Genomic DNA, 25,020 nt, shown 5'->3' with positions numbered 1-25,020 from the left:
TCGTGTGCCGCGTTCAGAAGGCGTCGCGGTAGATGGCGTGGACCTGATCGACACTCATCTCGCGTGGATTGTTGTCCATCAGGCGACGAATTGCATGCGCTTCCTCGGCCCAGGCACCAAGGTCGGCCTCGTTTGCCCCATGCGCTTTGAGATGCATCTCGATCCCGAGATCGCGACAGAATTCAAACGCCGCTGCTTTGAGCGCATCCTGGCTACCCGCATTCTTGAGGCCGAGCGCGTTTGCCACTTCGGCGGATTTTTCCGGCGCGACGGGTTGGTTGAAGGCCAGAACATGCGGAAAGATGATCGCGTTGGCCAGCCCGTGCGGGAGCGACAGCCGCGTGCCGAGCGGATAGGCGAGGGCGTGACCCGCCGCCGTGTTGACCGGTCCAAGACAGATGCCGCCGTAGTAGGACGCCAGCATCATGCCTGCGCGCGCCTCGCTGTCGGAACCATCCTCGACCGCACGCTTGAGGTATTTCCCGACGAGGCCAAAGCCCATGCGGGCATAGCCGTCGATCAGATCGTGGGCCTTGATGTTGGTAAAGGCCTCGACGCAATGCGCCATCGCATCCACGCCGGTCGCAGCGGTCACTGCGGACGGGACGGAGTAGGTGAGCTCTGGATCGAGCACGGCGAGATCAGCGATCAGATGCGGGCTCTCGACGGCAAGTTTTGATTTCGTCTCCGGGTCGGTCACGAGGGCGCGAATTCCTGCCTCTGATCCGGTTCCGGCGGTCGTTGCGACCTGAACGAGAGGGGTCGTGCGTCCAGCGACCTTATTTGGGCCGACTACCTCAGGGAGCGTTTGATCCCCGTTCCAGAGCGCAGCGACCAGTTTTGCGATGTCGAGAACCGATCCACCGCCAAGGCCGACAATGAGGTCGGGCTCGTGGGCGCGGGCCTGCGCGAGCACCTCTTCGAAGGCGGGGAGGTTCGGTTCGGGCGGCACATCTGCAATGACAGCGATGTCACCCGAGAGGCCAAGTTTTTCCACATATTGTGCGGTTGGACCGGAGGCGATGACGAGCGGTCTCTTGGCGAAGACAGCCCAGTTCCCGACCTTCGCGGCGGCTCCAACGCCGATTTCGAGGCGCTTGGGCTGATGAATGGTGATGAGGCGATCCATAGTAGACATGAGGCGCTCCTTTCAAACGGTTTTGGCGACGAGGTCGGCCACGGTGTCGGCGCTCAGGCGCACGTGCCGGATGGCGCGGCGATAGAGCGTGTAGGCAATGTCCAGCCCGCCATCTTCACGTGGTAGCAGGACGGGGTAGGAGAGTTCCTTGTTGTGTCCGTCGATGGAGTTGTTCGACAGGCATGTGCCTGCGCTCGTCTCGACGGTGTAGCGGACGGGAAAGGACTTCCCGCCGTCTGCAGAGAGGCACAGCGCGAGTGGTGCGCGCTCGACGCCCCAGATGGGATGACAGCCCTCGCCCTCCGGCCGGTCGTCGGTCTCTTCGAGTTCGTCATAGAGAGACGCACGACGGGATGAGGATTCTGCCGCCGAAATCGGGTTGCAGACCATGCCAAGAACTGTGTCGGTCAGGGGGGCGACCCCGATGGAGCTGTTGTTGTTCGGGACATCCGTCGGGGCGGGTGCGCTCCAGCTCCGCCCGCCGTCACGGCTTTCAGAGCGATGCACAAAGTCCGATTGGCGACGGCGATAGAAGGCAGCCATCTCGTCACCGCCAAGCGATACGGGTGTCATGTGCACGGCCCCTGGAGAATCGGGGACATCTGTCACTGTCCAGCTGTTGCCGTTATCCGTGCTGACTGCGACGGCGGCAGTGTCAAAGGCGCCGGTCCATCGGATTCCATCGCGCGGGTTGCAGCAGAAGAGGGGGAGAACCCAGGCACCATCCTCGCGAACAAACGGACGGGCGCGGATGAATGTGCCGTTGGGCAGGCCGATGTCGCGTTTTTCGCCGGAGGTGAGGCGATCTCCCGCGCGCGTCACAGGGCGAATGAACACACGCGATTCATCTTGGTTTCCTGCGGGTTGCGCCGTGTTGAAGAGCCAGATGTTGCCATCGGGTGCGGTAAAGAGGACGGGGTTTTGCTCCGAGCGATCAGGGTCATCTGTCAGGCGTGCAACAGGGCCCCATTGGGAGGTGCCTTCGTCCAGAATTGTCGCATAGATGGAGATATCGGACTTGCCCTCAAGCGTGCCGCCAAACCAAGCGCAGGCCAGCGCCCCGTCGGGCAGGCGCGCCAAAAAGGCAGCATGGTTCTGGATCGTATCCGCAGGGAGAATCGCCCACGCGCCATCCGGTCGTGGCGATAGCATTCCATCCATGTTTTCAGCGATTTCATCCGGCGTCATACGGGTCTCCTCCCCTGATGGTCTGACTGACAAGTGATCAGATTAGTATACAACTTGTCAAGTTTAGAAAGGATATCGGTATCAATATTGGATTTGCGGGTTTTGATTTTATGAAAATAAAACTATAAAAAACAAATACTAAATCGAATTTACCGAATCTGAAAAATTGAGTGTTTGACTTTAGTTTCCAACTTTACCAATATTAGGGATGCGTCCATCATGCTGGGAGGCGATGACGCAACGAGGCGCGAAAAGCGCCCACAAGTGAACGAGCGTGGGAGCGCTCTGCAGTTTTGGAAAGCAATCAGCTTTCAGGGAGGAAATATGAAACAGACCACACTTCTTGCGGGGGTGCTGCTCGCGACCTCAGCTTTGAGTCCGGCTTTTGCGCAGGATTCCGGCGTGACCATTGTGCTTGGCGAAGAGCCTGATCTCGTCGAGCCCTGTATGGCGACGCGCTCCAACATTGGTCGCATCGTCCTTGGCAACATCAGCGAAACCCTGACCGAGCTTGATGTGCGCGGCGACGAGGGCCTCAAACCGCGCCTGGCTGAGAGCTGGGAGCTCGTGGATGACACCACCTGGCGCTTCCATTTGCGTGAGGGTGTGACCTTCTCCGACGGCACTGCGTTTGACGCGGCCGATGTGAAGCATTCTTTCGAGCGCGCCGGTAGCGACCAGATCACCTGTGAAATCTCACGCTATTACGAAGGCATCTCGATCACGCCGAGCGTGGTTGATGATCTGACCATCGACTTCAAGACCGATCCGGCCCAGCCGATCCTGCCGCTTCTCATGTCGCTGCTGACAATCGTGCCATCCGAGACGCCGATCGAATTCACCCGTGAGCCTGTGGGCACGGGTCCTTATGTCCTGTCCAGCTGGGAACCGGGCCAGAGCATCACGCTTGAGCGGCGTGACGATTACTGGGGCGCGCAGCCTGCAGTGGCCTCGGCCACGTATGCGTTCCGTTCTGATCCGTCCGTGCGCGCGGCAATGGTGCAAACCGGCGAAGCAGACATTGCGCCTTCGATCTCCGCGATTGATGCAACGACCGATATGGACCGCTCCTATCCGAACTCGGAGACCACCTATCTCCGGATCGACCACAGCGTAGCACCGCTCGACGACAAGCGGGTGCGTGAGGCTCTGAACCTCGGGATCGACCGTGAGGCATTCGTTGGCACGATCCTCGCCGATGGCACCCAGATCGCAACGGCAATCAACGTCCCGACGACACTGGGTTGGAATCCGGACACCGAAGCCCGGGCTTATGATCCGGACCGCGCAAAGGCGCTGTTGGAAGAGGCCAAAGCAGATGGCGTGCCGGTTGACACCGAGATCCTTCTCGTTGGTCGCACCGCGAACTTCCCCGGCGCGACAGAGACCTATGAGGCGATCCAGTCCATGCTCTCCGAGGTTGGGTTCAATGTCCGTCTGCAAATGGTCGAAGTGGCCGAGCACGAACAGTACTACTCCAAACCCTACGTGCAGGACCAACCGATTCTCGTCGGTGCCCAGCATGACAACTCGCGCGGCGATCCGGTCTTCTCGATGTACTTCAAGTACCACTCCGATGGCCGTCAGGCGGGTATCGCAGATGCCAAAGCCGACGATCTGATCGAACGCGCAACGGCTGCGACCGGTGACGAGCGTGTTGCGCTCTGGTCCGAACTGTTCGGCTACCTGCATGACGATCTCGTCGCGGATGTGCTTTTGTTCCACATGGTGGGCCATGCCCGCGTGGGTGAAAATGTCGACTTCACCCCGACCATCGCGACCAACAGCCAGCTTCAGCTGTCTGAGATCGGTCTGAAGTAAGTCCTACCTCCCGGAACACGCACGGGCCATGTCGCTCGTGCGTGTTTCGAACCTCTGACGGAGAGTTCCATGAAAAAGATGCTGGGAAAACGGGCTGTGTCGAGCTTCGTCTCGCTGATGGTCCTGATCGTCCTCGTGTTCTTCCTCTCGCGCCTGACCGGTGATCCTGCCGCACTCTATCTGCCGGTGGATGCCTCTGAAGCGATGCGGGAGAATTTCCGAGAAATCCACGGGCTCAACGACCCGGTTCTTGTTCAATTCGGTCGCTATCTCTCCGATCTCGTCCAACTCGACTTCGGCGACAGTCTGCGTAAGGCACGGCCTGCCATCGACGTGGTTCTCGAGTCGTTTGTCTGGACGCTTCAGCTCGCTCTGATCACCATGGCGCTGGTGACTGTTGCGGCCATCATTGTCGGCTCCATTGCTGCTTTCAATGTGGGACGTCCCTTTGACCGCTTTGCCTCCGTGCTGTCCCTGATCGGGGCCTCTGCGCCCGATTTCTGGATCGCGATTGTCGGCATCGTTCTGTTCTCTGTGAACTTCGGGTGGTTGCCAACCTCTGGCACCGGAACGGTATGGCACTGGATCCTGCCGATCTGCGTGCTGTTCATCCGCCCGTTCGGTTTGATCCTCCAGATCGTGCGCGGCTCCATGATCAATGCGCTTGGATCACCCTATGTCAAAACCGCACGCGCCAAAGGCGTGAAAAACCGCCCTGTGATCTTCGTGCACACCCTTCGCAACGCGATGTTGCCGGTCATCACGGTCATCGGCGACCAAGCTGCGGCTCTCTTGAACGGTGCTGTCGTGGTTGAAACGATCTTCGGGTTCCCGGGTGTGGGCAAACTGATGATCGACTCGATCCTCCAGCGTGACTTCAACGTGATCCTTGCCGCCATCATGGTGACGGCTATCGCGATCTTCATCATGAACATCCTGATCGACATTGCCTACGCGCTGCTCGATCCGCGTATCCGGGCCTGAGGAGGGACTCATGAGCGGGACCACCACCGATACCACCGTCGCAACGCCCGGCACCGCGCCAAAAGGCGCGTCCGGCCTACGCCGCCTGTTCAGAATGCTCTGGGCCGACAAGCTGGCCTTTGTCGCGATCCTGTTTTTGCTGGTCGTGCTCCTGTCCGCTGTCGTCGGGCCGATGTTTCTCGAAGATATGGCTGCAAAAACCAATCTGCGGGCACGCAATGCGCCGCCTTTTGAGCTGACGCGCGGCTTTTTCTACATCCTCGGTGGAGATGCCCTCGGGCGTCCGCTGCTCGCGCGGATCATCGTTGCCTCGCAAAACACCATGGTGATTGCGGCGGGGGCTGTTCTCGGCTCTCTCGTTGTCGGATCGACCCTCGGGCTGATTGCGGGCTATGCTGGGCGCTGGACCGGAGAGGTGATCATGCGTCTTGCCGATGTGATCATGTCTTTCCCGTCGCTCCTTTTGGCCGTGATCGTGCTCTATATGCTAGAGCCTTCCATAGGGAACCTCGTGCTCGTGCTCGCGATCACGCGCATCCCGATCTATCTGCGGACGACCCGTGCCGAAGTGCTCGAAGTCCGGGAGCGGATGTTCGTGCAGGCGGCAAAAGTCATGGGGGCGTCGAACCGCCGGATCGTGTTCAAACATATCCTGCCGGTGATCCTGCCCACGCTTCTGACCATCGCGACGCTCGATTTTGCCTTTGTCATGCTGGCTGAATCCGCGCTGTCCTTCCTCGGGATCGGCATTCAGGCACCGGAGATCACATGGGGTCTCATGGTGAGCCAAGGTCGCCAATACCTCACAAACGCATGGTGGCTCGCGTTCTGGCCGGGTCTGGCGATTATCCTGACCACTATGTCCCTGAACCTGCTGTCGAGCTGGATGCGCGTTGCGCTCAATCCGACCCAACGCTGGCGCCTCGAAATCGGAGGGAAAAAGAATGGCTGATCATCTTCTCGAAGTCCGTGACCTTTCTGTCCGCTTTCACACCGTCAACGGCATGGTCAATGCGGTGAACGGTATCTCGTGGCACCTTGATCGGGGCGAAACGCTCGCCATTCTGGGCGAAAGCGGATCGGGCAAATCGGTTTCGGCCTCGGCAATCATGAACCTGATCGACATGCCACCCGGCGAGATCACCAGCGGAGAAATCCTGTTCGACGGTCAGGACCTGCTGAAAGCCTCCGAGGAGGACCGACGTCGCCTGAACGGAAAACGCATATCGATGATTTTCCAAGACCCGTTGGGCCATCTCAATCCGGTCTATCCGGTCGGCTGGCAAATCGCCGAAACCGCGATGGCGCATGGGCGTTCCAAGACTGAGGCCTATGAGCGCGCGTTGCAGTTGATGGAACGGGTGGGGATCCCCGACGCCAAGGCGTCGATGGGGAAATACCCGCATGAGTTTTCGGGCGGTCAGCGGCAACGCCTGATGATTGCCATGGCTCTGGTGCTCAAGCCCGATATCCTGATCGCGGATGAGCCCACGACGGCGCTCGATGTGACGGTTCAGGCCGAAGTTCTGTCCTTGCTGGAGGAATTGCAGGAAGAGACAGGCATGGGCCTTTTGCTCATCACCCACGATCTCGGGGTTGTTGCCGAAGCCGCCGACCGCGCCGTGGTTATGGAAGGCGGGCGGATTGTTGAGAGCGGCACACCGCGCGATCTCTACCACAACGCACAGCATCCCTATACGCGCAAACTCCTCGCGGCAGCGCCCGGCAAGGGTGAGATGCGGGAGGGGGCTCAAACGTCCGCCCCCATTCTCGAGGTTCGGGATCTCAAAAAGAGCTACGGCGTATTCGATGCTCTCAAAGGCGCGAATTTCGACCTGCATGCGGGTGAAACGCTCGCGGTGGTGGGCGAGTCTGGCTCCGGCAAGTCCACGATCGCGCGACTGATGCTCCGTCTGGAAGAGGCCTCCGGCGGCACCGTCGCGTGGAAGGGTGAGGATATCCTCACGAAATCGCCGAAAGAGATGGGCAAACTGCGCCGCCAGTTGCAGATGGTGTTCCAGGATCCGACCCAGTCGCTCAATCCGCATATGTCGGTCTATGACATCATCTCCGAGGCGTGGGTGATCCACCCCGATATCCTGCCGAAAGCGAAATGGCGGGCGCGCGTGGAAGAACTGCTCGAGCAGGTCGGGCTTCAGCCAGAGCACGCGCTGCGCTATCCGCACCAGTTCTCGGGCGGTCAACGTCAGAGGATCGCGATTGCGCGGGCGCTGGCGCTCGAACCCGATCTGATCATCTGTGACGAGGCAGTCTCTGCGCTCGACGTGTCCATTCAGGCGCAAGTCATCGCGCTTCTGGGAGAGCTTCGGGATCGTCTCGGCATTGCGTTCATCTTTATTGCCCACGACCTGCCCGTGGTCCGCGACTTTGCCGACCGTGTGCTCGTCATGAAGCGTGGCGAGATCGTGGAACAAGGACCAGTGCGCCAGATTTTCGAAGCCCCCAAACAGGGCTACACGCAACGCCTTCTGGCGGCGGGTCTCGATTCCGATCCCGATGTTCAGGCCGAACGCCGACACGCGCGTCTGGCTCTTGCGGACGCCTGAGACGACTATCCGAGAGGACGATATGAAAACGCTACTTCACTATTTCAAATGGGCGATCCTCGTGACCGTCTTGGGCCTCGTGGCGACCTTTTGGCTCGGCTATCGGTTCGACGGGACGCTCGGCGCAGCCCTATCGTTTCTGTTGATCGGCTCAGTCCTGGCCGTGTTGGAAATTTCGCTTTCGTTCGACAACGCAATCGTCAACGCCAACAAGCTCAAAACGATGACACCGGTCTGGCGGCAGCGGTTTCTGACTTGGGGCATCCTGATCGCCGTCTTCGGCATGCGGATTGTCTTTCCTTTGGCCATCGTGGCAATCGCCGCGCGGGTCGGGCCGATCGAGGCCGTGCGTCTGTCGGTTAGCGAGCCGCAGGAATACGCGCGCATTATGGCCGAGAGCCACCTTTCCATCGCCGCGTTCGGCGGGGCCTTCCTCGGGATGGTGGCTTTGTCCTTCTTCATGGACGAGGCCAAGGAGATTGACTGGATTCACCGGATTGAACGCAAGCTGCGCTCCATGGGGACCATCAAGGGCGTGACCTATGGCACGGTCCTTTTGCTGGTGCTCGGTTTCGGCCTGTTTCTGGGCACAGAAGATCAGGCGACATTCTTCAAAGCCGCGATCATGGGGCTGGTGGTGTTCATGTGCGTCGAGACGCTCAGCCATGTCCTTGATGCGGAGTCTGAAATTCAAAGTGCTGCACGGGCAGGGGGGCTTGGGGCGTTCCTCTATCTCGAAGTCCTCGATGCCTCGTTCAGCTTTGATGGCGTCATTGGTGCGTTCGCTCTCACCAACAACCTGTTCCTCATCGCCATCGGGCTCGGGATCGGCGCGATGTATGTGCGGTCTATGACGATCATGCTGGTGGAGAAAGAAACGCTGAACCAGTTCCGCTTTCTCGAACACGGTGCGTTCTATTCGATCCTTGCCCTCGCGGTGATCATGTTCGCGCAGAGCCTAGTTCACATCTCGGAGGTCGTCACCGGTCTTCTCGGCGCCACGATCATTGCGCTGTCCTTTGTCTCCTCCCTGCGGTTCAACGGCCGGTCGGAGACTTAGGCCGCGGCAGGCGCTATCTGGCGGAACTGATTTGCGGCGGGGAAAGGGAATTCTCTGGTGAATGATCAGTCAGCCAGTCCCTGTGCGCCTTTGAGAAACTGCGAAGCGAGTGCCTCCGGCAACCCTGTGCTGTCTTTGCCGGGTGGGGTGGCCATGGACCCAGCCCACGCGCCGAACGGTGACAGCGTTACGTTGGTGACACATTGCAAAAGTGCCGCGCGGATCGGGTCGAGCAGGATGGCGGGAACGTCGTCCTGAATGACCGGAGCAAGACCTGCGATCGGCGCACCCGCGAGGATGATGACATCGGCGTGTTGCGCGGCTCTTTGACAGGTGAGTGTTAGGGGCGTCGCCATATCCTCCGCAACGCGGGTGACGTCGCCCATCTCTGCATCGGGCAGGAAGGTTCCGGCAAAGCGCCCGGTCAGACCGGCGAGGCGCACTTGCTCTTCATACCACGGCACCATGCGCGGCGTGAAAGTCACGAATGCAAACCGTTGGCCGAGGGACAGGGCGGTGATCATGGCGGCTTCGGACATGCCGACGACGGGACGATCAAACAATTCGCGCGCCGCCAAGAGGCCGGGATCGCCGAAGGCTGCCACGATGGCCCCGTCCCAACTGTCGCCACAGTCGGCCAAAGTTTCCAGGACAATCGCACCGGCGACCTGCGCTTCTGAGCGGCTCGAAATATACGGAAACCCGCGTTTGGCTGTCACGGTCTGGAGGGTGACGCCCGCGGGAAGGACGGTTCTCGCCGAGGTTGCGAGACGCTCTGTCAGCGCCTCGCTCGTATTGGGGTTCAAAAGCAGAAGTCGCATCAGTAGCCCAGCATATTCGGGAGCCACGTCACCACGCCCGGGACGAGCATGCACAGGATGAGCACCGCATACATCGCCGCAATAAAGGGCCAGCTTTCACGCACCAACTCCCCCATTTTGACGCCGGTGATCCCTGTGACGACGAAGAGCACGACACCCACGGGCGGCGTCAGCATCCCGATCACGAGGTTCAGGACGAAGAGAAAGCCGAAGTGGAGCGGATCAATCCCGTAGCTGACCGCAATCGGGTGAAACAGCGGGACGAGCATGATGTAGGCGGCGTTTGACTCCAGAAACATTCCGACCACGAGGAGCATCACCGCGACGAGGCAGAGAAAGACAAAGGGGCTATCCGTGATCCCTTGCAGCAGACCTGCGAGTTTGTAGGGCAGCATGTCGATGGTGAAGAGGAAGGTCACCGTCGAGGCAAAGGCGATCATCGCGGCCACGAGGGCAGAGGTCTTCGCCGCTGTCAGCAAGACGTCGGGCAGGTCGGAGAGTTTGAGCTGGCGGGTGACAAAGAAGCCCAGAAACAGCGCGTAGCAGACACCGATGGCCGCGCCTTCGGTTGGGGTGAAGGCCCCGATGACGATCCCGCCGATGACGATGACGGGCATCAGGAAGACGACAAAGCTCCGGCGCAACTCGCGCCAGACGAGGCCGAGCGAGAACGGATTTCCGGCGAGCGGGTAATCCCGTTTCCACGCGATGAACCAGCAGAGCACCATGAAGACAGAGAACAGGATCAGCCCCGGCACGACGCCGGACATGAACATGCCGCCGACACTCACCGACGATCCGGCCATGAAGGCATAGACAATCATGGCGCCAGACGGCGGGATGATCGGCCCGAGGTTCGCCGCCGCCGCGACGACACCGGTGGAAAAGCCGAGGCCGTATTGCTTTTTGAGCGAGGGCACGAGGGTCGAGGACAGAGCCGAGGCATCGGCCACAGCCGCGCCGGAGACGGAGGCAAGCCCCGCGCCGGAGATGATCGCAACCTGAGCCAACCCGCCCCGCATCCGCCCGATGAAGGCGTTCGCAAAATCAATCAGCCGCTCCATAATCCCGCCTTTGAGCATCAGTTCCCCCGCAATCATGAACAGCGGGATCGACATCAGAGGGAAGGAGTTGACCGAGTTCATCAGTCGCGGCGGCAACATCAGGAGATCAATCCCCGAGAACCAAAGGCCGAAGAGCGCAGACACCCCGAGCGAAAACGCGAGCGGCATCCCGAGAATGGCCAGCACGAGGAAGGTTATGATGACAAACAGGCTCATGAGGAAATCTCCTCGGGCACGAGGGCCAGATGGATGAGGTGCAGGGCGCTGTGCAGCGCGCCGATAATGACGGGGATGAAAAAGACGGAGGACGTGAGATCGACCGACCCCAACCGCTCCGACCACGTCGAGATCGCGACCGAGATCGACGTCCCGAACACCACGATCATCATCAGAGCGGCGAGCGCGCTCATGATACGGGCGAGCAATCTGCGCAGGGAGGCGGGAAAGCGCGTGACCAATAGGTCGATACCGACATGGGTGCCGTCGCGAATGCCCAGAGGAATGGCGAGAAACATGGTCCAGACAAAGGCAATGCGGCTGAACTCATCCGCCCAGTCAAAGGACCCGTTAAAGACGTACCGCATCACGACCTGAACCGAGACGATGACAACCATCGCCGCCGCGCCGGTGATGACGAAGAGACGCGCGCCAGTATCGGCACGCGTCAGGATAGCGGTCATGATGCGATCCAAGCTCATCTTACATTCCGAGCTTGGCGCTTTCAGCGTCCAGAAGCTTTACCAGTTCCGGATCGAGACGGGCCTTGGTTTCGGCTGCGATGCCGGCGGTCGTGGCGCGCAGGTCGGCGGCAAGCTCGGCAGAAACCGGCGTGTAGGTCATGCCCTTTTCTTCGAGCAGCGCGAGGCCTGCGGCGTCCTGCTCTGCGGCGAGGTCACGTTGATACTCAACGGCGGTCGCCATGGCTTCTTCCACCATTGCCTGCGTGTCGGCATCCAGACCGTCGAACCACTTTTTGTTGCCAACGACGGAGATGAAGTCAAAGAAGTGGCCGGTGTTGGACACGTATTTCTGCACTTCGGCGTAGCCAGCGACATTGATGATCGCGAAGGGGTTTTCCTGACCGTCGATCACGCCCTGTTCCAGCGCGGAGTAGAGTTCTTTCACATCCATCGCGACAGGGTTCGCACCAAGGGCGCGGAAGGTGGCGAGGTGGGTTTCGTTCGGCTGAAGGCGAATTTTCAGACCTTCGATATCGGCCAGCGTTTCAATCGGGCGGGCGTTGTTCGTGAGTTGGCGGAACCCGAGCTCCATATAACCCATGGAAGTCATGCCAGCGTCGGCCATTTTCTCGTCGAGAGCCACACCAACCGGACCGTCCACGATCTCGAATGCAGTTTCGCGGTCAGGGAACTGGAACGGCAGACCGACAACTTCGAGTTCCGGCACGGTGCGGGTCAGATAGGCGGTGCCGACCCACATCAGTTCAATCGCACCGACTTTGACGGCTTGGACGTTCTCGGCTGCGCCGCCGAGCTGTTGCGCGGGGAAGATGTCGACGTCGATTTCTCCACCGGAGAGGCGTTCGAGTTCTTCTTCGAATTTCGCCATGGCGAGGGACGAGGAGTGTTCGGACGCAAAGTTGCCCGCGACGCGGATCTTTTCGGCGTGGGCAACGCCTGCGATCAGGGCGAAGGCGGAGGCGGTGAGAAGTGTTTTTGCAGTGTTCATAGGACGTGCTCCTGAGAGTAAGAGGATGAGAGAGACTTTCCGAAGGCAGTGGCCGCGCGGGCGCGGATCACAGAGGCAATCTCGGCCAGGGTCGAGATGTGTTCTTCAAGAGGCGTCGCCGTAAGACGACGTTCGAAGCTCGTGAACAGGGTGTCAAGGTCAGGCACCCGATGCAGAGCAATAATGAAGGGATGGGAAAAGCGGGCGCGATAGGCCGCATTCAATTCGCGCAAACGCGTTGCCGTGGCGTGGTCGAGCGCCATGAGACCGAGGCGGCCTTGCTCGCCCTGAGACTCAACGGTCATCTCGCCTGCAATGGCTTCGCGACCGGCGAGTTCCGGATGCGCCTGAAACAGGGTTAGGCGGCGGTCGGGCCCTGCCTGCAAAATCGTTTCGACCAAAGCCCCTGCGACGGCTTCGTCATCATGGAACGGACGCCGACCCAAGGTGGCCTCGGCCACCCAGTCAGAGCGTTCCACCAACGGCGCCAACAGCGCGAGCGCCGTCTCGGGGCGGCCGTGGTTGAGGGTGTAGAGCGGGTGGGTCATGAGGCGTCCAGTGGTTCGGTTTCGGTTGTTGAACTGACCATACGACTCACTCGGCATTGCAATCCATGATATAAGAGGCAATCATTCGTTCTATAAATTAGAATGGAAATTGCGGAGGCCCCATGTCGCTCTATCTCGTTCCAAAGTCATTGCTTTATGTCGAAGCGGTCGCAGATCACGGGTCCATTCAGGCCGCCGCGCGGGCTATCCGGATCGCTGCATCGGCCATTGACCGGCAAATCAAACTGATCGAGGCGCGACTCGGGACGCAGTTGTTCGACCGTCAGACGACGGGCATGACCCTCACTAGCGCGGGCGAGATGTTTGTCCTGATGGCGCGGCGTTGGCAGGAGGATGAGACGCAGCTCTTGTCCGAAGTCCGTCAGATGCAGGGCGTCGATTTTGGTCACGTCCGGCTGGTCGCAATGGACAGTCTGGTCAACGGCTTGGTGCCGCAGTTCCTCAAATCGGTGGCGCAGGATTATCCCCGCGTGCGCGTGGATGTGGATGTCGCCACACCCGATGGAGCAGCCGAAATGTTAGAGCGCGGCGATTGCGACATGGCGCTCTGTTTCAACCTGCGACCGGGCCGCGATCTGCACGTTTTGTGGAGCGCCGAGCTCCCGCTCTATTGTGTCGTCGCCCCCGATCATCCGCTCGCCGTTCAAAGTCAGGTGACATTGCAGGACGTGCGCCCCTATGCCATCGCGGTGCAGAGCCGCGCGCTCGCCATCCGCCGGATGTTGGAGGCACGGCATTCCTGGATGTTCGAAAACGGCCCGCCGCCGGTGGTCACGAACTCGCTCCAGCTTTTGAAACAGCTCGTTGTCTCGGGCGATCACGTGGCGCTCACCTCGGAAATGGACGCCGCGCCGGAATTGTTGTCGGGACAGATGCAGGCGATCCCTGTGGTCGGCACTAATATCGCCGCACAGTCCATCGCGCTCGCCGTCAACGCGCGCCAGAGCCTGCCAAGAATTGCATCTATCCTCGCGGGCAATCTCGCAACGCAATCGGGGGAGATGCTCGACCGACTGAGAGCGCGTAGACTTTGACCGATGATGCGGCTGGAATGGACAGATATTACCCACATTTGGGCTTGCTGTAACTACGGCATCTACTTTCTTACTTAAGGTCGGTTCTGGGCCGAAAACTAACGCCAGAAAATCAAATGCGATGCGAATGTTCGATTAAGCAAATAATTAACATAAGACAAATTATCAGTCGAATATCTGTAGCTGGAGCATATTCTGAATCGGGTTGCGAAAAATCCCCTATCTTGCTGAAAAGCAAGGAGAACGGACATGACCCACACAGAACTGAGTTTGCGTGAAAAACGCGCGATCGAAGACATGTTGAACGCAAAGGTGCCGGTTCGGGAGATGGCGCGTGTGTTGAAGCGTTCGAAAGCGACGCTCTACCGCGAATTGAAGCGAAACTAATTGATCGATGGAACCCGGGCCAATATTGGACTAACATTCAAACTCGACCGCTTAGGTGGGGCTGATCACTATAGCTGATTACATGCAACGTGACCGATGCCAGATTTGGCTGATTAGTTCGATGATTGAGATAAGGAATTTCTGATGGATATTGGGACTTTTTGGGTCGGGGAATCATTGGGGAAATTGGAAATGACCTGCCTTAAGTCTATGACGGCGGCGGGGCACTCTGTTGTCCTTTATTCTTATGAGAGTATCGCAGAATTACCCGCCGGGATCGAACGGCGAGATGCCAACGAGATTTTGCCAGTAGTCAGAGCGAATGTTTATCTTGAGGCAAAAAAATACGCTCAATTGGCTGACATTTTTCGATATCGTATGATCGCAAGCACTGGTTTGGCATGGCTTGACACCGATGTCGTTCTTCTCAAATCTCTACCGCAAACGGAATGGATTTGGGCGAGAGAAACAAGGAAAAAGGTAGGTAATGCAGTGTTGTACTTGCCTCCGGAAAGCAAAACGTTGCTATCTTTGATCAAGTTAACAGATCAAGACGAGATAACTCTGCCTACAAATTGGCGCTATCATCTGGTGGGCGGTGCGAGTGCCGATCAGAGGCAGGCGGCGCTTTTGGCAATGTCGGGGGTTGCGCAGAAAATCATTGATCTCCCCTATGCAACCATCGGACCCCATGCTTTGACCTACTTTGCTCTCATTCATGAGGAATTCGGGAAAACAATGGGAAACCATACGTTTTATCCGTTTCCTCACAGCCGGATCGTAGCGAATACGTTGAGGCCAATGAAGCACCCCTTGAAATTAGATGAAGAGGTAGTCGGCGTTCACCTTTATGGTGGACCGTTGCGGAAGGCGATGCGCGAGTCCGGACAATCTGAATTCAGACGGCATTCGTTAATTGGAGCAATGAAAAGAAAATTTGGCTAGCAAGATTGATCGCAAATTCTATCTTTTATACTCTTTGCTCTGTTCCAGTGGGAAGTTTGTAGATATTTCTGGCTAACTATATTCAAATAAAAGATATTCGGAAAAGTATTCTACATGGCGCAGTCGATATATTATCTAATGCGGCAGATGCCCCGCTGGTCTTCCCATCTCTAATGTCTGGCGCAACATTCGTGGCGTTAGAAATAATAATAATTACCGGAATTATAGAACAACTCGGCGGGCGCTACTTTGAACTGCGACTCCTATTAGAATCTAGGCGGTTGTCTAAGCGGAAATCGTGCCGTGTATGGCTCCTATAGGCAATTGAACAGCACAGCCGAGCAACACGCTGGGGCCAGACCATTGACCCCAGCGTGGTTATCAAGAGGCGCGCCGTCACAAAATTTCAAACAGCCCCGCAGCCCCCTGTCCGCCGCCGATACACATCGACACCACGCCATAGCGTGCGCCGCGGCGTTTGCCTTCGAGGAGAAGGTGTCCCGCCATGCGTGCGCCCGACATGCCATAGGGATGGCCGATCGAGATGGCGCCGCCGTTGACGTTGAGCTTGTCCTCCGGAATGCCGAGCCGGTCGCGGCAATACAAAAGCTGCGCGGCGAAGGCTTCGTTGATTTCCCAGAGGTCAATATCGTCGATGGTCAATCCCGCACGCTCTAACAGGCGCGGGATGGCAAATACCGGACCGATCCCCATTTCCTCGGGCGCGACACCCGCAACAGCAAAACCACGGAAGGCGCCAAGCGGGGTGAGACCGCTTCGGGACGCCTCTTCCGCAGACATCAAGATACAGGCGGAGGCTCCATCGGAAAGCTGGCTTGCGTTGCCTGCCGTGACGCATTTGTCGGGGCCGAGCACAGCTTTGAGACCTGAAAGACCTTCGAGCGTTGTCGCGGGGCGATTGCATTCGTCCGCCTCAAGGCGCACCTCTTCTTCATGGCTCTCGCCCGTCGCTTTGTCGGTGACGGTTTTCACCGCATCAACCGGAACGATCTCATCCGCGAACAGTCCGGCCTCTTGCGCGCGGGCGGTGCGCTGCTGGCTCTGAAGTGCATAGGCATCCTGCACGGCGCGGCTGACACCGTAGCGCTCGGCGACCACCTCGGCTGTTTCGATCATCGACATGTAATATGCGTCCGGCACGCCGGGTGATTTGTAACGATAGCCGTTCCAGTGCGTGTTCTGGACGAGGGAAATACTGTCCAACCCACCGGCCAACGCCACATCGACGCCCTCCGCCATGACCATATGCGCTGCGGAGGCGATGGCGTTGAGGCCGGAGGCGCATTGCCGGTCGAGCGTCACGCCTGCAACCGAGTTCGGCAAACCCGATGCGAGGGCGATGTGACGGGCGACATTGATGCCGGTCGACCCTTGGGTCAGGGCAGAGCCGAACACGGCCTCTTCGATCTCTCCACCTTCGAGACCGGCACGCGCCACAGCGGCGCGCACCGCATGGGCGGCCAAGGCGGGGCCTTCGAGATTGTTGAACGCACCGCGATAGGCTTTGCCAATCGGCGTGCGGGCGGTGGAGACGATAACGGCGTCACGCATAGGAATGGTCCTCAGAGAGTTTCGACACCGCACCAATCGGCGATGAACAAGGCGGTGGATTGGGTGATGCGGCGGACACTTTCGAGCTCGACACGTTCGTTGAACCCGTGAATTGCCTCGGCCCGTGGCCCATAAACGAGCGCGGGCGTGTCCGCATACAGCCCGAAGAACCGCGCGTCGGTCGTCGCCGTGATCGCCATACGGTCGAGCGCCTCGCCTGTCGTCGCCAGATGTGCTTGATCCAAGGCGCCAATGGCGGCTTTGGCGGTCGCGGAGGAGTCTTCTGACAGCGCGTATCCTTCGGCGAGAAAGCCGTGATAGACCACCTCGGGCAGAGCATTCTTCAAGAAGGCGTTCTCTCGTGCGGCGTCATAGATCACCTGTTCGATCTCCGCCTTCGCGGCCTCAATGTCCTGCCCCGGAAAGATCGCCATGCGGAGATCGAGCACGGACCACGCGGGCACCGAACTCGTCCAGTCGCCACCCTGAATTTTGCCCACATTGAGATTTAGTGCGTGCTCGTGATGCGCGAAATCCGTGTGTCGGTTTTCCGGCGCGTTCCAGCGGTGTTCCATCTCGTGCAGCGCCGCAATGAGCGGGATCGCCGCCTCAATGGCATTTGCGCCCTGTCCGGCATAGGCCACATGGGTAGGTAGCCCCTTGAGATGCACCTGAAACCAGATCACGCCGATCTGGGAGGTGACGAGTTTCTCCTCGAATGGCTCCGGGATTAGGGCAGCGTCCGCCTTATAGCCGCGGGCAAGACAGGCCAACGCGCCGTTGCCGGTGCATTCCTCTTCGACGACGGATTGATAATGGACCGTCGCGGCAGGCGCCAACCCAATGTGGCGGAGCGCGTCGAGGGCGAAAAGGTTCGACACCAAGCCCGCCTTCATGTCACCGCCTCCGCGCCCATAGAGCCAGCCGTCCGCCACATGCGGCTCAAACGGCGGCGCGTCCCACATGTCGAGCGGACCGGCAGGAACCACATCTATGTGACCGTTCAGGATCAGGGAGCGACCTTTGGTCGTGCGTGGGTGATGGGTGCCGACGACATTCTGCGCGTCTTCGTAATCGCCGATGACCGGAGAAAAGCCGGGCAGGTTGCGGATCTCGTCCACGTCGATCTGCCATTGATCGACCTCCAAACCGCGCTCCGACAGGGCGCCCGCCATAAAGGCCTGCGCGCTTTGCTCCTGACCCCGCGTCGAGGGATGCGATGTCAGCTCCGATAAAAAGTCGATCTCGCGGTCAAACAGGTCATCGACCGCAGACAGGATGCGGGTGGAAAGTTCTTGATCCATGGAGGGCCTCAAAACGTGGGGATGTCGTGGTCTGGCAGATGCAATGTGGCCCCCGTGGCCTCTTGCACTTCTTTCACCGTGACGCCGTCGATCAGTTCGACCAACGCGAACCCGCACGGTGTCACGTCGACGACAGCCATGTCGGTGAAGATACGCGCCACGCGCCCCGTCGCGGTGAGCGGCAAAGTGCAGGACTGCAAGAGTTTCGGATTGCCTTTGCGGTCGGTATGCGTGGTCAGCACCACAACGCGCCGCGCCTTTTGCGCCAGTTCGATCGCGCCGCCCGCGCCGGGGGAAAACTTGCCGGGGATTTTCCAGTTCGCGAGATCGCCGTTCTCGGCCACCTCGAATGCGCCGAGCATCGTGAGATCGAGCCGACCGGACCGCACAAGCGCAAAACTCACCGCACTGTCGAAATACGCCGTGCCGGGCAGCGGGGACACATAGGCGCCACCCGCGTCGATCAGATTGCGGTCCGCGTCCTCGAACGGGAGCGTCGGCCCGATGCCGGTCATGCCGTTCTCTGTGTGCAGACAGACCGGAAAACCGGCGGGCAAGTGGTCAATCACCTTGGTCGGCAGGCCGATGCCGAGATTCACCACCATACCGGGCGCGATCTCTTGGGCGGCACGGGCCACCATGCGGGTGCGGGGGTCTTGGGATTTACCGCCGGAATTATCGTCTAACAACGCCATACTCCTCCCCTATCGACACGAGTGGACAGACCTGATCGACAAAAACGCCAGGCGTTTCGACCGCATTGGGGTCGATGCCTCCCAGCGGCACGATCTGTTCGGGCTCGACAATCACGCGATCCGCCGCCATGGCCATGATCGGGTTAAAATTCCGCGCTGTCGCCAGATAGGTCAGGTTTCCAAAGGGATCGGCCTGATCCGCATGGATCAGCGCCACATCGGCACGGATCGCAGGCTCGACCAAGAGGCGCTTGCCATCCATTTCGATGACTTGCTTTCCCGCCGCCAGTTCAGTGTCGAGACCGATGTCGGTGAGGATCGCCTGAAGCCCTGCGCCACCCGCGCGGATGCGTTCGGCGAGGATACCCTGCGCGCAGAATTCGACCTCCATCCGGCCCTCGTTCATCGCGGAGATGGCATTCGCGTTGAGGCCCAGATGGGTGACGACGAGCTTGCGCACGAGGCCCGCGGAGATCAGATGATCAATCCCCATGCCTGCTTCGTTGGCGTCGTTCTTGATCACAGTGAGATCGCGTTTGCCCTGCCGCACCAACTCATGAATGAGGGTGAAGGGCGTGCCCGGCACACCGAAGCCGCCGACCATCACAACAGCCCCGTCGGAGATGGCCGCGACCGCCTCTTCCATTGGTGTGGTTTTATCCGGCAGGCTCATTCCACACCTGCGCTTTCAAACACGGGCAGATCGTGATTGGCCGCGAAGGTGTCGAGCGCATCGGTCAGGATGGCCATGATCTCATCGATCTGTGCCTCTGTGATGATCAGAGGCGGACAGACGAGGAAGTGATCGCCCTCAACCCCGCCACGGGTACGCCGCGAATAGATGATCAAACCGCGCTCATAGGCGAGTTCGACCAGTTCCGAGAAGGCGTTCATCTCTTTCGGCAGGGGCGCCATGGTCTCGCGATCAGAGACCAGTTCGAACGCAGTCAAAAGCCCCTTGCCGCGGACATGGCCGACAAAGGGATAGCGCTCCATCAGCCCTTCGAGCCGCGCGATCAGAACCTCACCCATTCGGGCGCAGTTGCCGATGATGTCATGTTCTTCCATTTCCTCAATCACGGCGAGACCCGCCGCGCAGGACAGAGGATTGCCCGCGTAGGTAAACCCATGCAGGAACCCACCGGCATCCAGCAGCGCCTCAACCATATCGGACCGCGCCGCAACCGCACCCAAGGGCGCATAGCCCGCGCCGAGCCCTTTCGACATGGCGATGATGTCAGGCGTGATGCCCCAGTGCTCGCAGGCGAGGAAAGTGCCGGTGCGTCCGGCGCCCGTCATCACCTCGTCAAAGATCAACAGAACACCGTATTCGTCGCAAATCTCGCGGATGCGTTTGTAGTAGCTGTCCGGCGCGACCAGCGCCCCGGTCGACGCGCCGCCAACAGGCTCCATGATAAAGGCCAAAACCGTCTCCGGTCCCTCGGCCTCAATCCGTTCGCGCAGCATTTCGGCGTATTTGATCCCGCGCTCTTCTTCGCTGAGATTGTCACGGTCGAGATAGGTCTGCGGCGCTTTCACATGCGGCATCTCTTGAAACATCGGCGAAAACGGTCCGGCAAAGAGTTTCCCGCCAGTCAGCGCCAGTGCCCCGAGCGTCCCGCCGTGATAGGCGGGTGTGCGGGAAATGACTTTCCAACGGCTCTCCTGCCCCTGTGTCATGGCATATTGACGCGCGAGCTTTTCAGCGGTTTCGACCGCCTCCGATCCACCGGAGACAAAAAAGATCCGGTCCAACCCCTCGGGCATCAGCCCTGCGAGCTTCGCTGCGAGATCTTCGGAGGGATGCGTGCTGAAATGCAGACGGTAGCCGAAGGTGGCCTTGTCCATCTGCGCTTTCATCTTGGCCAGAACGGTCGGATTGGAGTGACCGATATTGGACACCATCGCACCGGACGAGCCGTCGATGTAGCGCTTGCCGCTTTCATCATAGAGATAGATCCCTTCACCACGCTCCAGAAACGGACGGGGTTGGCGGGATTGGTAGAACAGATGGGACTGCCCGGTCGTCATTTTGCACCTTCAGCGTATTGAGCGAGATGTTTGCGCAGGAAATTCTGTGTCCGCTCCTGCGTCGGATTCTGGAACACGACGGAGGGCGGGCCTTCTTCGACCACCACACCGCCGTCCATAAAGATCACGCGGTCACAAACGGAGGCCGCGAAGTCCATTTCGTGCGTCACGATGATCATCGTCATGTGCTCTTCGGCGAGCTTCTTCATCACGAGGTTCACCTCTTCGACCAGTTCGGGATCGAGGGCGGAGGTCGCCTCATCAAAGAGCATGAGCTTGGGTTTCATCGCCAGAGCACGGGCGATGGCGACACGCTGTTTCTGGCCGCCCGAAAGCTGCGAGGGATAATAATCGATCCGCTCCGACATGCCGACGTGGGCCAGTTGCTCTTCGGCGAGTTTGTCTGCGTCGGCGGAGGACAACCCCTTCAACAGCTTCGGCGCCATGGTGACGTTCTCACGCACGGTCAGATGCGGGAAGAGGTTGAAGTGCTGGAACACCATGCCGATCTGCTGACGCATTTCGTTGATATGCTTTTCATACTGGCGATGCGGCAACTGTTTGTTGACCTGAACACCCTCGAGGATCACCTCCCCCGATGTCAGCGGATCGAGATCGTTGATCGCGCGGAGCAAAGTGGATTTGCCGGACCCCGACGGGCCGATGATGGCGACAATCTCGCCGCGCTCGACGGTCAGGGAAATGTCCTTGAGAACCTCAAGCTCACCATAGGCCTTTTGGGCATGGCGGATTTGAACGAATGGCGTATCGGTCATGTCAGATCCTTGTCGGATTAGCGGGAGAGCTGGGTGCGGCGTTCGATGCGACGCAAGACCGCTTCCATCCCGAGGTTGATAACGTAGTAGAGAACAGCGGCGACGGCGTAGAATTCGAACGGACGATAGGTGCGCCCGATCGCGAGCTGCGCGGACAGGGTCAGTTCCGAGACCCCGATGACGGACACGAGTGCGGAGTCTTTGAGAAGGGCGATCATGTTGTTGCCGATGGGAGGGATCACATCGCGCACGGCCTGCGGAATGACCACACGCACGAGCGCCTGACCCCGTGACAGACCGAGCGTGCGCGCGGCCTCCATCTGGCCCTTGTCCACAGCGAGGATCGCGGTCTGGATGAGCTCCGAATTATAGACCGCAAAGTGCAGGCCGAGGCCGATCACCCCCGCGACGAAGGCCGGCAGATCGATGCCCAGTTCGACAAGCCCGAAATAGATAAGGAACAGCTGCAACAGCAGCGGCGTGCCCATGAACAGCCAAGCAAAAAAGCGGAACGGCAGGCGCAGCACGAGCGGCGCGTAGAGCGCGATGACCGCGAAAAGGATGCCGCCGAAAAAGCTCAGAACAGCAGAGGCGACGGTGATCGCGATGGTCCAGATCACGCCCAGCAAAAGCGCGTCGGCGTAAGAGGGGACAACTGAGAAATCAAGACCCATGACACACGCCTTTCAGGTTCGGGAGAACGGACAGATAACAGCTCATGGCAGACGCACCCGGCGGTCGAGATAGGAGATGAACTTGCCCGTGATCGTGATGATGATGAGGTAGAGCACCCCTGCGAGCAGGAACATTTCGAACGGTTTGTAGGTCGATCCGATGTAGCGTTGCGCCGTATAGGTCAGCTCCACCACAGAGATCGCCGCGACGAGGGCGGTGCCCTTGATCTGCGCGTTGATGTTCACACCGAGCGGACGGATCATGAGGCGCATCGCCTGCGGCAGAACGACTTTCTGAAAGGCCTGCACCCGCGACAGTCCGAGAGTGCGGGCCGCTTCGGCCTGCCCGTGATCGACGGATATAATCGCGCCGCGCATCGTCTCGGTCATATAGGCCCCGATGTTGACGCCCAACCCAATGACACCGGCTTCGAAAGCATCGAGTTGGATGCCGATCTGTGGCCCGCCAAAATACAAAATGAACAACTGGATCAGGGCCGGCGTGCCGCGAAAGACACTGACATAGGCCGCCCCGAGAAAGCGAACAAAAGAAAAGCGTGACAGGCGCGCCGCTGCGCCAAGAGCGCCGCAGATGAGCCCGAGCAGGATCGTCAGAACGGACAGTTCGACCGTCACGACGGCAGCTTCGAGAAAATAGGGATAGACCCTCAGAATGAGATCTATGTCCATGGCGTTACGCCCCGTTCTAAAAACGTGCAAAGCAATCCACCGGCCGCCGCCTCATGCCGCAGCCGGTGACAGGGAAAGTCTTAGCGGATGTCGCCGCCGACCCACTCCTTGGCAATCTCGAGATAGGTGCCGTCTTCCTGCATAGCGTCGAGCGCCTCTTGCATCGCGGCCATCAGCTCCGGGTTGCCTTTGCGAATGGCGATACCGGCCTCGTCTGCGACGCCAGGCAGATCAACATCGAGCTGCTTGATCGGCACATCTTTGGATCCAATCGCGAGAAGCACCGGAATGTCGTCGTTCACGATAGCGTCCACACGACCGTTTTCCAGTTCGAGCATGAGTTCAGGCAGGCCTTTGTAGGTGCGGACTTTGTAGCCCTCGTCGCGCGCCCACTGTTCATGCGTTTCGCCGAGGGTGACACCGAGTGTCGCCTCTTTCAGATCGTCGAGAGAGGTGATTTCCGTGTCCTCTGTGACGAAAATCCCGCGGCTCATGCGGTAATACGGCCCGACGAAATCCACGACTTCCTTGCGCTCGTCCGTAATCGACATCGACCCGACAATAGCGTCGTATTTGTTGGCGAGCAGACCGCCGATGATACCGTCCCATGCGGTGGTGATGATCTCGACCTCAAGGCCCATACGCTCTGCGATCTCCTCACCGATGGCGGGGTCAAAGCCCACGACCTCGTTTTTGTCGTTCACGAAGTTGAACGGAGGATAGGCGCCAGACATGGCAATGCGCATCACGCCCTTTTCCTTCAGCGTATCAAGTTCCTCTGCCGCCACGGGCACGGCAATCGTCATGCCGGTCAAGGCAAGGCTGGCGGCAGCGATGGACATTTTAAGCAGGCTTCTGCGTTCGGTCATAAGTCTCTCTCCTGATGGCGCGCCTCCTCTCGGGCGGCGCAAATGTTCTGATTTTTCTTGGGTGGTTCGGGCGTTCGCAAACTGGCGCTCAAATCCCCCTCTCACAAAAGGCTTGCATGCACCCATGCATCACGCAAATAAATAATAAGAATTTCCATCATAGGTTTGGTCTATAATGAAACCTTACGAACAACGGTTCCCGTGGAATCTCGACTGGAACCTGCTCCGCACCTTCATGGTCGTCGTCGAACAGCGCGGCATTTCCCGTGCGGCGAGTTTTCTCGGCCTGAAACAGCCGACCATTTCCTCAGCGCTCAAACGCCTTGAGGACACGACAGGTCATCAGTTGATTATACGAAAACCTAATGAATTCAAAGTCACCCGCGCCGGACAGAGGCTCTATTCCGAGTGTTCCTCGATTTTCGGCGCGGTCTCTCAACTGCCTTCGCTGCTCGAAGAAGGTGGCTCGGAACTGCGCGGGCACATCACGATTGTGACCACGTCCCACGTGATTTCAGAGCATTTTGATGACGTTCTCAACACCTTCGCGGAGGCGCATCCGAAGGTCAGTTTTTCCGTGGCTGTTGCTGAAAGTGACGACGTTGTCACCCGCGTTGCGCAGAATAGAGCCTCTTTGGGCCTCTGCCTTCTGCATAAAATTCCGTCAGACCTGAAAGCAACTGTGCTCTATCGCGAAAAATTCGGCCTGTTTTGCGGGCCGAAACACCGACTGTTCCACCGCGACTCGGTGTCTCTATCCGAACTGGAGGGCGAACCCTCCGTCTCGTTCCAGACAGAGACAGAAGGCGGCGCCCTTGAACCCGTGACCAAGCTGCGCCTGCGCGCCAAGATGGCGACCAATTGGCGGGGCGTGTCGTCGAACCTGTTGGAATTGCGGCGCATGATTGTGACGAATATCGGCATCGGCGCCCTGCCCCTTCACGTCGCCAAACGTGATACGGGCCTCGGCCTCCTACGGCAACTGCCGCCGTACAACGAGCTTCCGCTCATCAACATCTATCTGTTGAACAACCCGAAACGAAAACTGTCCGAGGCGGAAGCCGCGTTTCTCTCTCAACTCGACGAGATGGTGAAAACCGTCGACATCGAGCAGCGCACTTACGCCTGATCGCGCCCACCCT

24 protein-coding genes and 1 pseudogene are annotated in these 25,020 nt (G+C 59.2%); 9 read left to right on the top strand and 16 right to left on the bottom strand.

Annotated features, from left to right (window positions below; all coding sequences use genetic code 11):
• Positions 1-13: 13 nt before the first annotated feature.
• Both LA304_RS08105 and LA304_RS08100 read right to left on the bottom strand, forming a co-directional pair.
• On the bottom strand, positions 14-1,138 hold the full coding sequence (locus tag LA304_RS08105) for an iron-containing alcohol dehydrogenase (protein WP_224502638.1): 1,125 nt from the start codon (positions 1,136-1,138) through the stop codon (positions 14-16).
• 12 nt (positions 1,139-1,150) lie between these two features.
• The gene (locus tag LA304_RS08100) at positions 1,151-2,326 is read right to left on the bottom strand and encodes a sialidase family protein (protein ID WP_224502637.1); all 1,176 of its coding nucleotides are present in this window, start codon (positions 2,324-2,326) and stop codon (positions 1,151-1,153) included.
• Positions 2,327-2,650: 324 nt separating this feature from the next.
• On the opposite strand from LA304_RS08100, the gene LA304_RS08095 reads away from it, so the two are divergent.
• The 5 genes from LA304_RS08095 (at position 2,651) to LA304_RS08075 (ending at position 8,758) form a co-directional block, all read left to right on the top strand.
• Positions 2,651-4,147 carry an ABC transporter substrate-binding protein gene (locus LA304_RS08095; RefSeq protein WP_224502636.1) on the top strand — a complete coding sequence of 499 codons (1,497 nt, stop codon included), beginning with the start codon at positions 2,651-2,653 and terminating at the stop codon, positions 4,145-4,147.
• 69 nt (positions 4,148-4,216) lie between these two features.
• Entirely contained in the window at positions 4,217-5,131 is a 915-nt protein-coding gene (locus tag LA304_RS08090; protein ID WP_224502635.1) for an ABC transporter permease, read from the top strand.
• Between the two features lie 10 nt (positions 5,132-5,141).
• The gene (locus LA304_RS08085; RefSeq protein WP_224502634.1) at positions 5,142-6,083 is read left to right on the top strand and encodes an ABC transporter permease; all 942 of its coding nucleotides are present in this window, start codon (positions 5,142-5,144) and stop codon (positions 6,081-6,083) included.
• The gene (locus LA304_RS08080; protein WP_224502633.1) at positions 6,076-7,698 is read left to right on the top strand and encodes an ABC transporter ATP-binding protein; all 1,623 of its coding nucleotides are present in this window, start codon (positions 6,076-6,078) and stop codon (positions 7,696-7,698) included. Before LA304_RS08085 ends, LA304_RS08080 begins: the two co-directional genes overlap by 8 nt.
• A 22-nt stretch (positions 7,699-7,720) precedes the next feature.
• Positions 7,721-8,758 carry a DUF475 domain-containing protein gene (locus LA304_RS08075; RefSeq protein ID WP_224502632.1) on the top strand — a complete coding sequence of 346 codons (1,038 nt, stop codon included), beginning with the start codon at positions 7,721-7,723 and terminating at the stop codon, positions 8,756-8,758.
• 65 nt (positions 8,759-8,823) lie between these two features.
• Here LA304_RS08075 and LA304_RS08070 read toward each other — a convergent pair whose 3' ends face one another.
• Genes LA304_RS08070 through uraD form a run of 5 tightly spaced genes read right to left on the bottom strand, consistent with a single transcriptional unit; the run spans position 8,824 to position 12,937 of the window.
• Positions 8,824-9,579, bottom strand: a complete 756-nt coding sequence (locus LA304_RS08070) for an aspartate/glutamate racemase family protein (RefSeq protein WP_224502631.1) — start codon at positions 9,577-9,579, stop codon at positions 8,824-8,826.
• On the bottom strand, positions 9,579-10,859 hold the full coding sequence (locus tag LA304_RS08065; RefSeq protein ID WP_224502630.1) for a TRAP transporter large permease: 1,281 nt from the start codon (positions 10,857-10,859) through the stop codon (positions 9,579-9,581). The genes LA304_RS08070 and LA304_RS08065 overlap by 1 nt, the downstream gene beginning before the upstream one ends.
• Entirely contained in the window at positions 10,856-11,341 is a 486-nt protein-coding gene (locus tag LA304_RS08060) for a TRAP transporter small permease (protein ID WP_224502629.1), read from the bottom strand. Before LA304_RS08060 ends, LA304_RS08065 begins: the two co-directional genes overlap by 4 nt.
• Position 11,342: 1 nt before the next feature.
• The gene (locus LA304_RS08055; protein ID WP_224502628.1) at positions 11,343-12,332 is read right to left on the bottom strand and encodes a TRAP transporter substrate-binding protein; all 990 of its coding nucleotides are present in this window, start codon (positions 12,330-12,332) and stop codon (positions 11,343-11,345) included.
• Positions 12,329-12,937, bottom strand: coding sequence for a 2-oxo-4-hydroxy-4-carboxy-5-ureidoimidazoline decarboxylase (gene uraD / locus LA304_RS08050; RefSeq protein ID WP_224502627.1), 609 nt, complete (start codon positions 12,935-12,937; stop codon positions 12,329-12,331). Before uraD ends, LA304_RS08055 begins: the two co-directional genes overlap by 4 nt.
• 65 nt (positions 12,938-13,002) lie before the next feature.
• Between uraD and LA304_RS08045 the strand changes: the two genes are divergently transcribed.
• The 3 genes and pseudogenes from LA304_RS08045 to LA304_RS08035 all read left to right on the top strand — a co-directional run bounded on the left by LA304_RS08045 (position 13,003) and on the right by LA304_RS08035 (position 15,267).
• A complete protein-coding gene (locus tag LA304_RS08045; RefSeq protein ID WP_224502626.1) occupies positions 13,003-13,935 on the top strand; it encodes a LysR family transcriptional regulator in 933 nt (310 codons plus the stop codon).
• Between the two features lie 249 nt (positions 13,936-14,184).
• Positions 14,185-14,319 (top strand): annotated as a pseudogene (locus LA304_RS08040) (helix-turn-helix domain-containing protein); the annotation flags it as partial.
• Between the two features lie 147 nt (positions 14,320-14,466).
• Positions 14,467-15,267: a glycosyltransferase family 32 protein gene (locus LA304_RS08035; protein ID WP_224502624.1), complete on the top strand. Its 801-nt coding sequence runs from the start codon at positions 14,467-14,469 to the stop codon at positions 15,265-15,267.
• 396 nt (positions 15,268-15,663) lie between these two features.
• Here LA304_RS08035 and LA304_RS08030 read toward each other — a convergent pair whose 3' ends face one another.
• From LA304_RS08030 to LA304_RS07990, 9 genes are all read right to left on the bottom strand, one after another.
• On the bottom strand, positions 15,664-16,839 hold the full coding sequence (locus LA304_RS08030; protein WP_224502623.1) for an acetyl-CoA C-acyltransferase: 1,176 nt from the start codon (positions 16,837-16,839) through the stop codon (positions 15,664-15,666).
• Between the two features lie 11 nt (positions 16,840-16,850).
• On the bottom strand, positions 16,851-18,143 hold the full coding sequence (locus LA304_RS08025; RefSeq protein ID WP_224502622.1) for an ArgE/DapE family deacylase: 1,293 nt from the start codon (positions 18,141-18,143) through the stop codon (positions 16,851-16,853).
• A gap of 8 nt (positions 18,144-18,151) precedes the next feature.
• Positions 18,152-18,838 carry a 3-oxoacid CoA-transferase subunit B gene (locus LA304_RS08020; RefSeq protein WP_224502621.1) on the bottom strand — a complete coding sequence of 229 codons (687 nt, stop codon included), beginning with the start codon at positions 18,836-18,838 and terminating at the stop codon, positions 18,152-18,154.
• Positions 18,819-19,511, bottom strand: coding sequence for a CoA transferase subunit A (locus tag LA304_RS08015; protein WP_224502620.1), 693 nt, complete (start codon positions 19,509-19,511; stop codon positions 18,819-18,821). Before LA304_RS08015 ends, LA304_RS08020 begins: the two co-directional genes overlap by 20 nt.
• Positions 19,508-20,869, bottom strand: a complete 1,362-nt coding sequence (locus LA304_RS08010; protein WP_224502619.1) for an aminotransferase family protein — start codon at positions 20,867-20,869, stop codon at positions 19,508-19,510. The genes LA304_RS08015 and LA304_RS08010 overlap by 4 nt, the downstream gene beginning before the upstream one ends.
• A complete protein-coding gene (locus LA304_RS08005; protein ID WP_224502618.1) occupies positions 20,866-21,645 on the bottom strand; it encodes an amino acid ABC transporter ATP-binding protein in 780 nt (259 codons plus the stop codon). Before LA304_RS08005 ends, LA304_RS08010 begins: the two co-directional genes overlap by 4 nt.
• 17 nt (positions 21,646-21,662) lie before the next feature.
• Entirely contained in the window at positions 21,663-22,319 is a 657-nt protein-coding gene (locus LA304_RS08000) for an amino acid ABC transporter permease (protein ID WP_224502617.1), read from the bottom strand.
• Positions 22,320-22,361: 42 nt separating this feature from the next.
• Positions 22,362-23,009, bottom strand: a complete 648-nt coding sequence (locus tag LA304_RS07995) for an amino acid ABC transporter permease (RefSeq protein WP_224502616.1) — start codon at positions 23,007-23,009, stop codon at positions 22,362-22,364.
• An 80-nt stretch (positions 23,010-23,089) separates the two neighbouring features.
• The gene (locus tag LA304_RS07990; RefSeq protein WP_224502615.1) at positions 23,090-23,878 is read right to left on the bottom strand and encodes a transporter substrate-binding domain-containing protein; all 789 of its coding nucleotides are present in this window, start codon (positions 23,876-23,878) and stop codon (positions 23,090-23,092) included.
• A gap of 175 nt (positions 23,879-24,053) precedes the next feature.
• On the opposite strand from LA304_RS07990, the gene LA304_RS07985 reads away from it, so the two are divergent.
• Positions 24,054-25,007 carry a LysR family transcriptional regulator gene (locus tag LA304_RS07985; protein ID WP_224502614.1) on the top strand — a complete coding sequence of 318 codons (954 nt, stop codon included), beginning with the start codon at positions 24,054-24,056 and terminating at the stop codon, positions 25,005-25,007.
• Positions 25,008-25,020: the final 13 nt, after the last annotated feature.

This window comes from Celeribacter litoreus (assembly GCF_020165855.1).
Classification (GTDB): Bacteria; Pseudomonadota; Alphaproteobacteria; order Rhodobacterales; family Rhodobacteraceae; genus Celeribacter; species Celeribacter litoreus.
The sequence above is the reverse complement of the archived record's forward strand: the minus strand, read 5'-3'. Positions and strand labels throughout refer to the sequence as shown.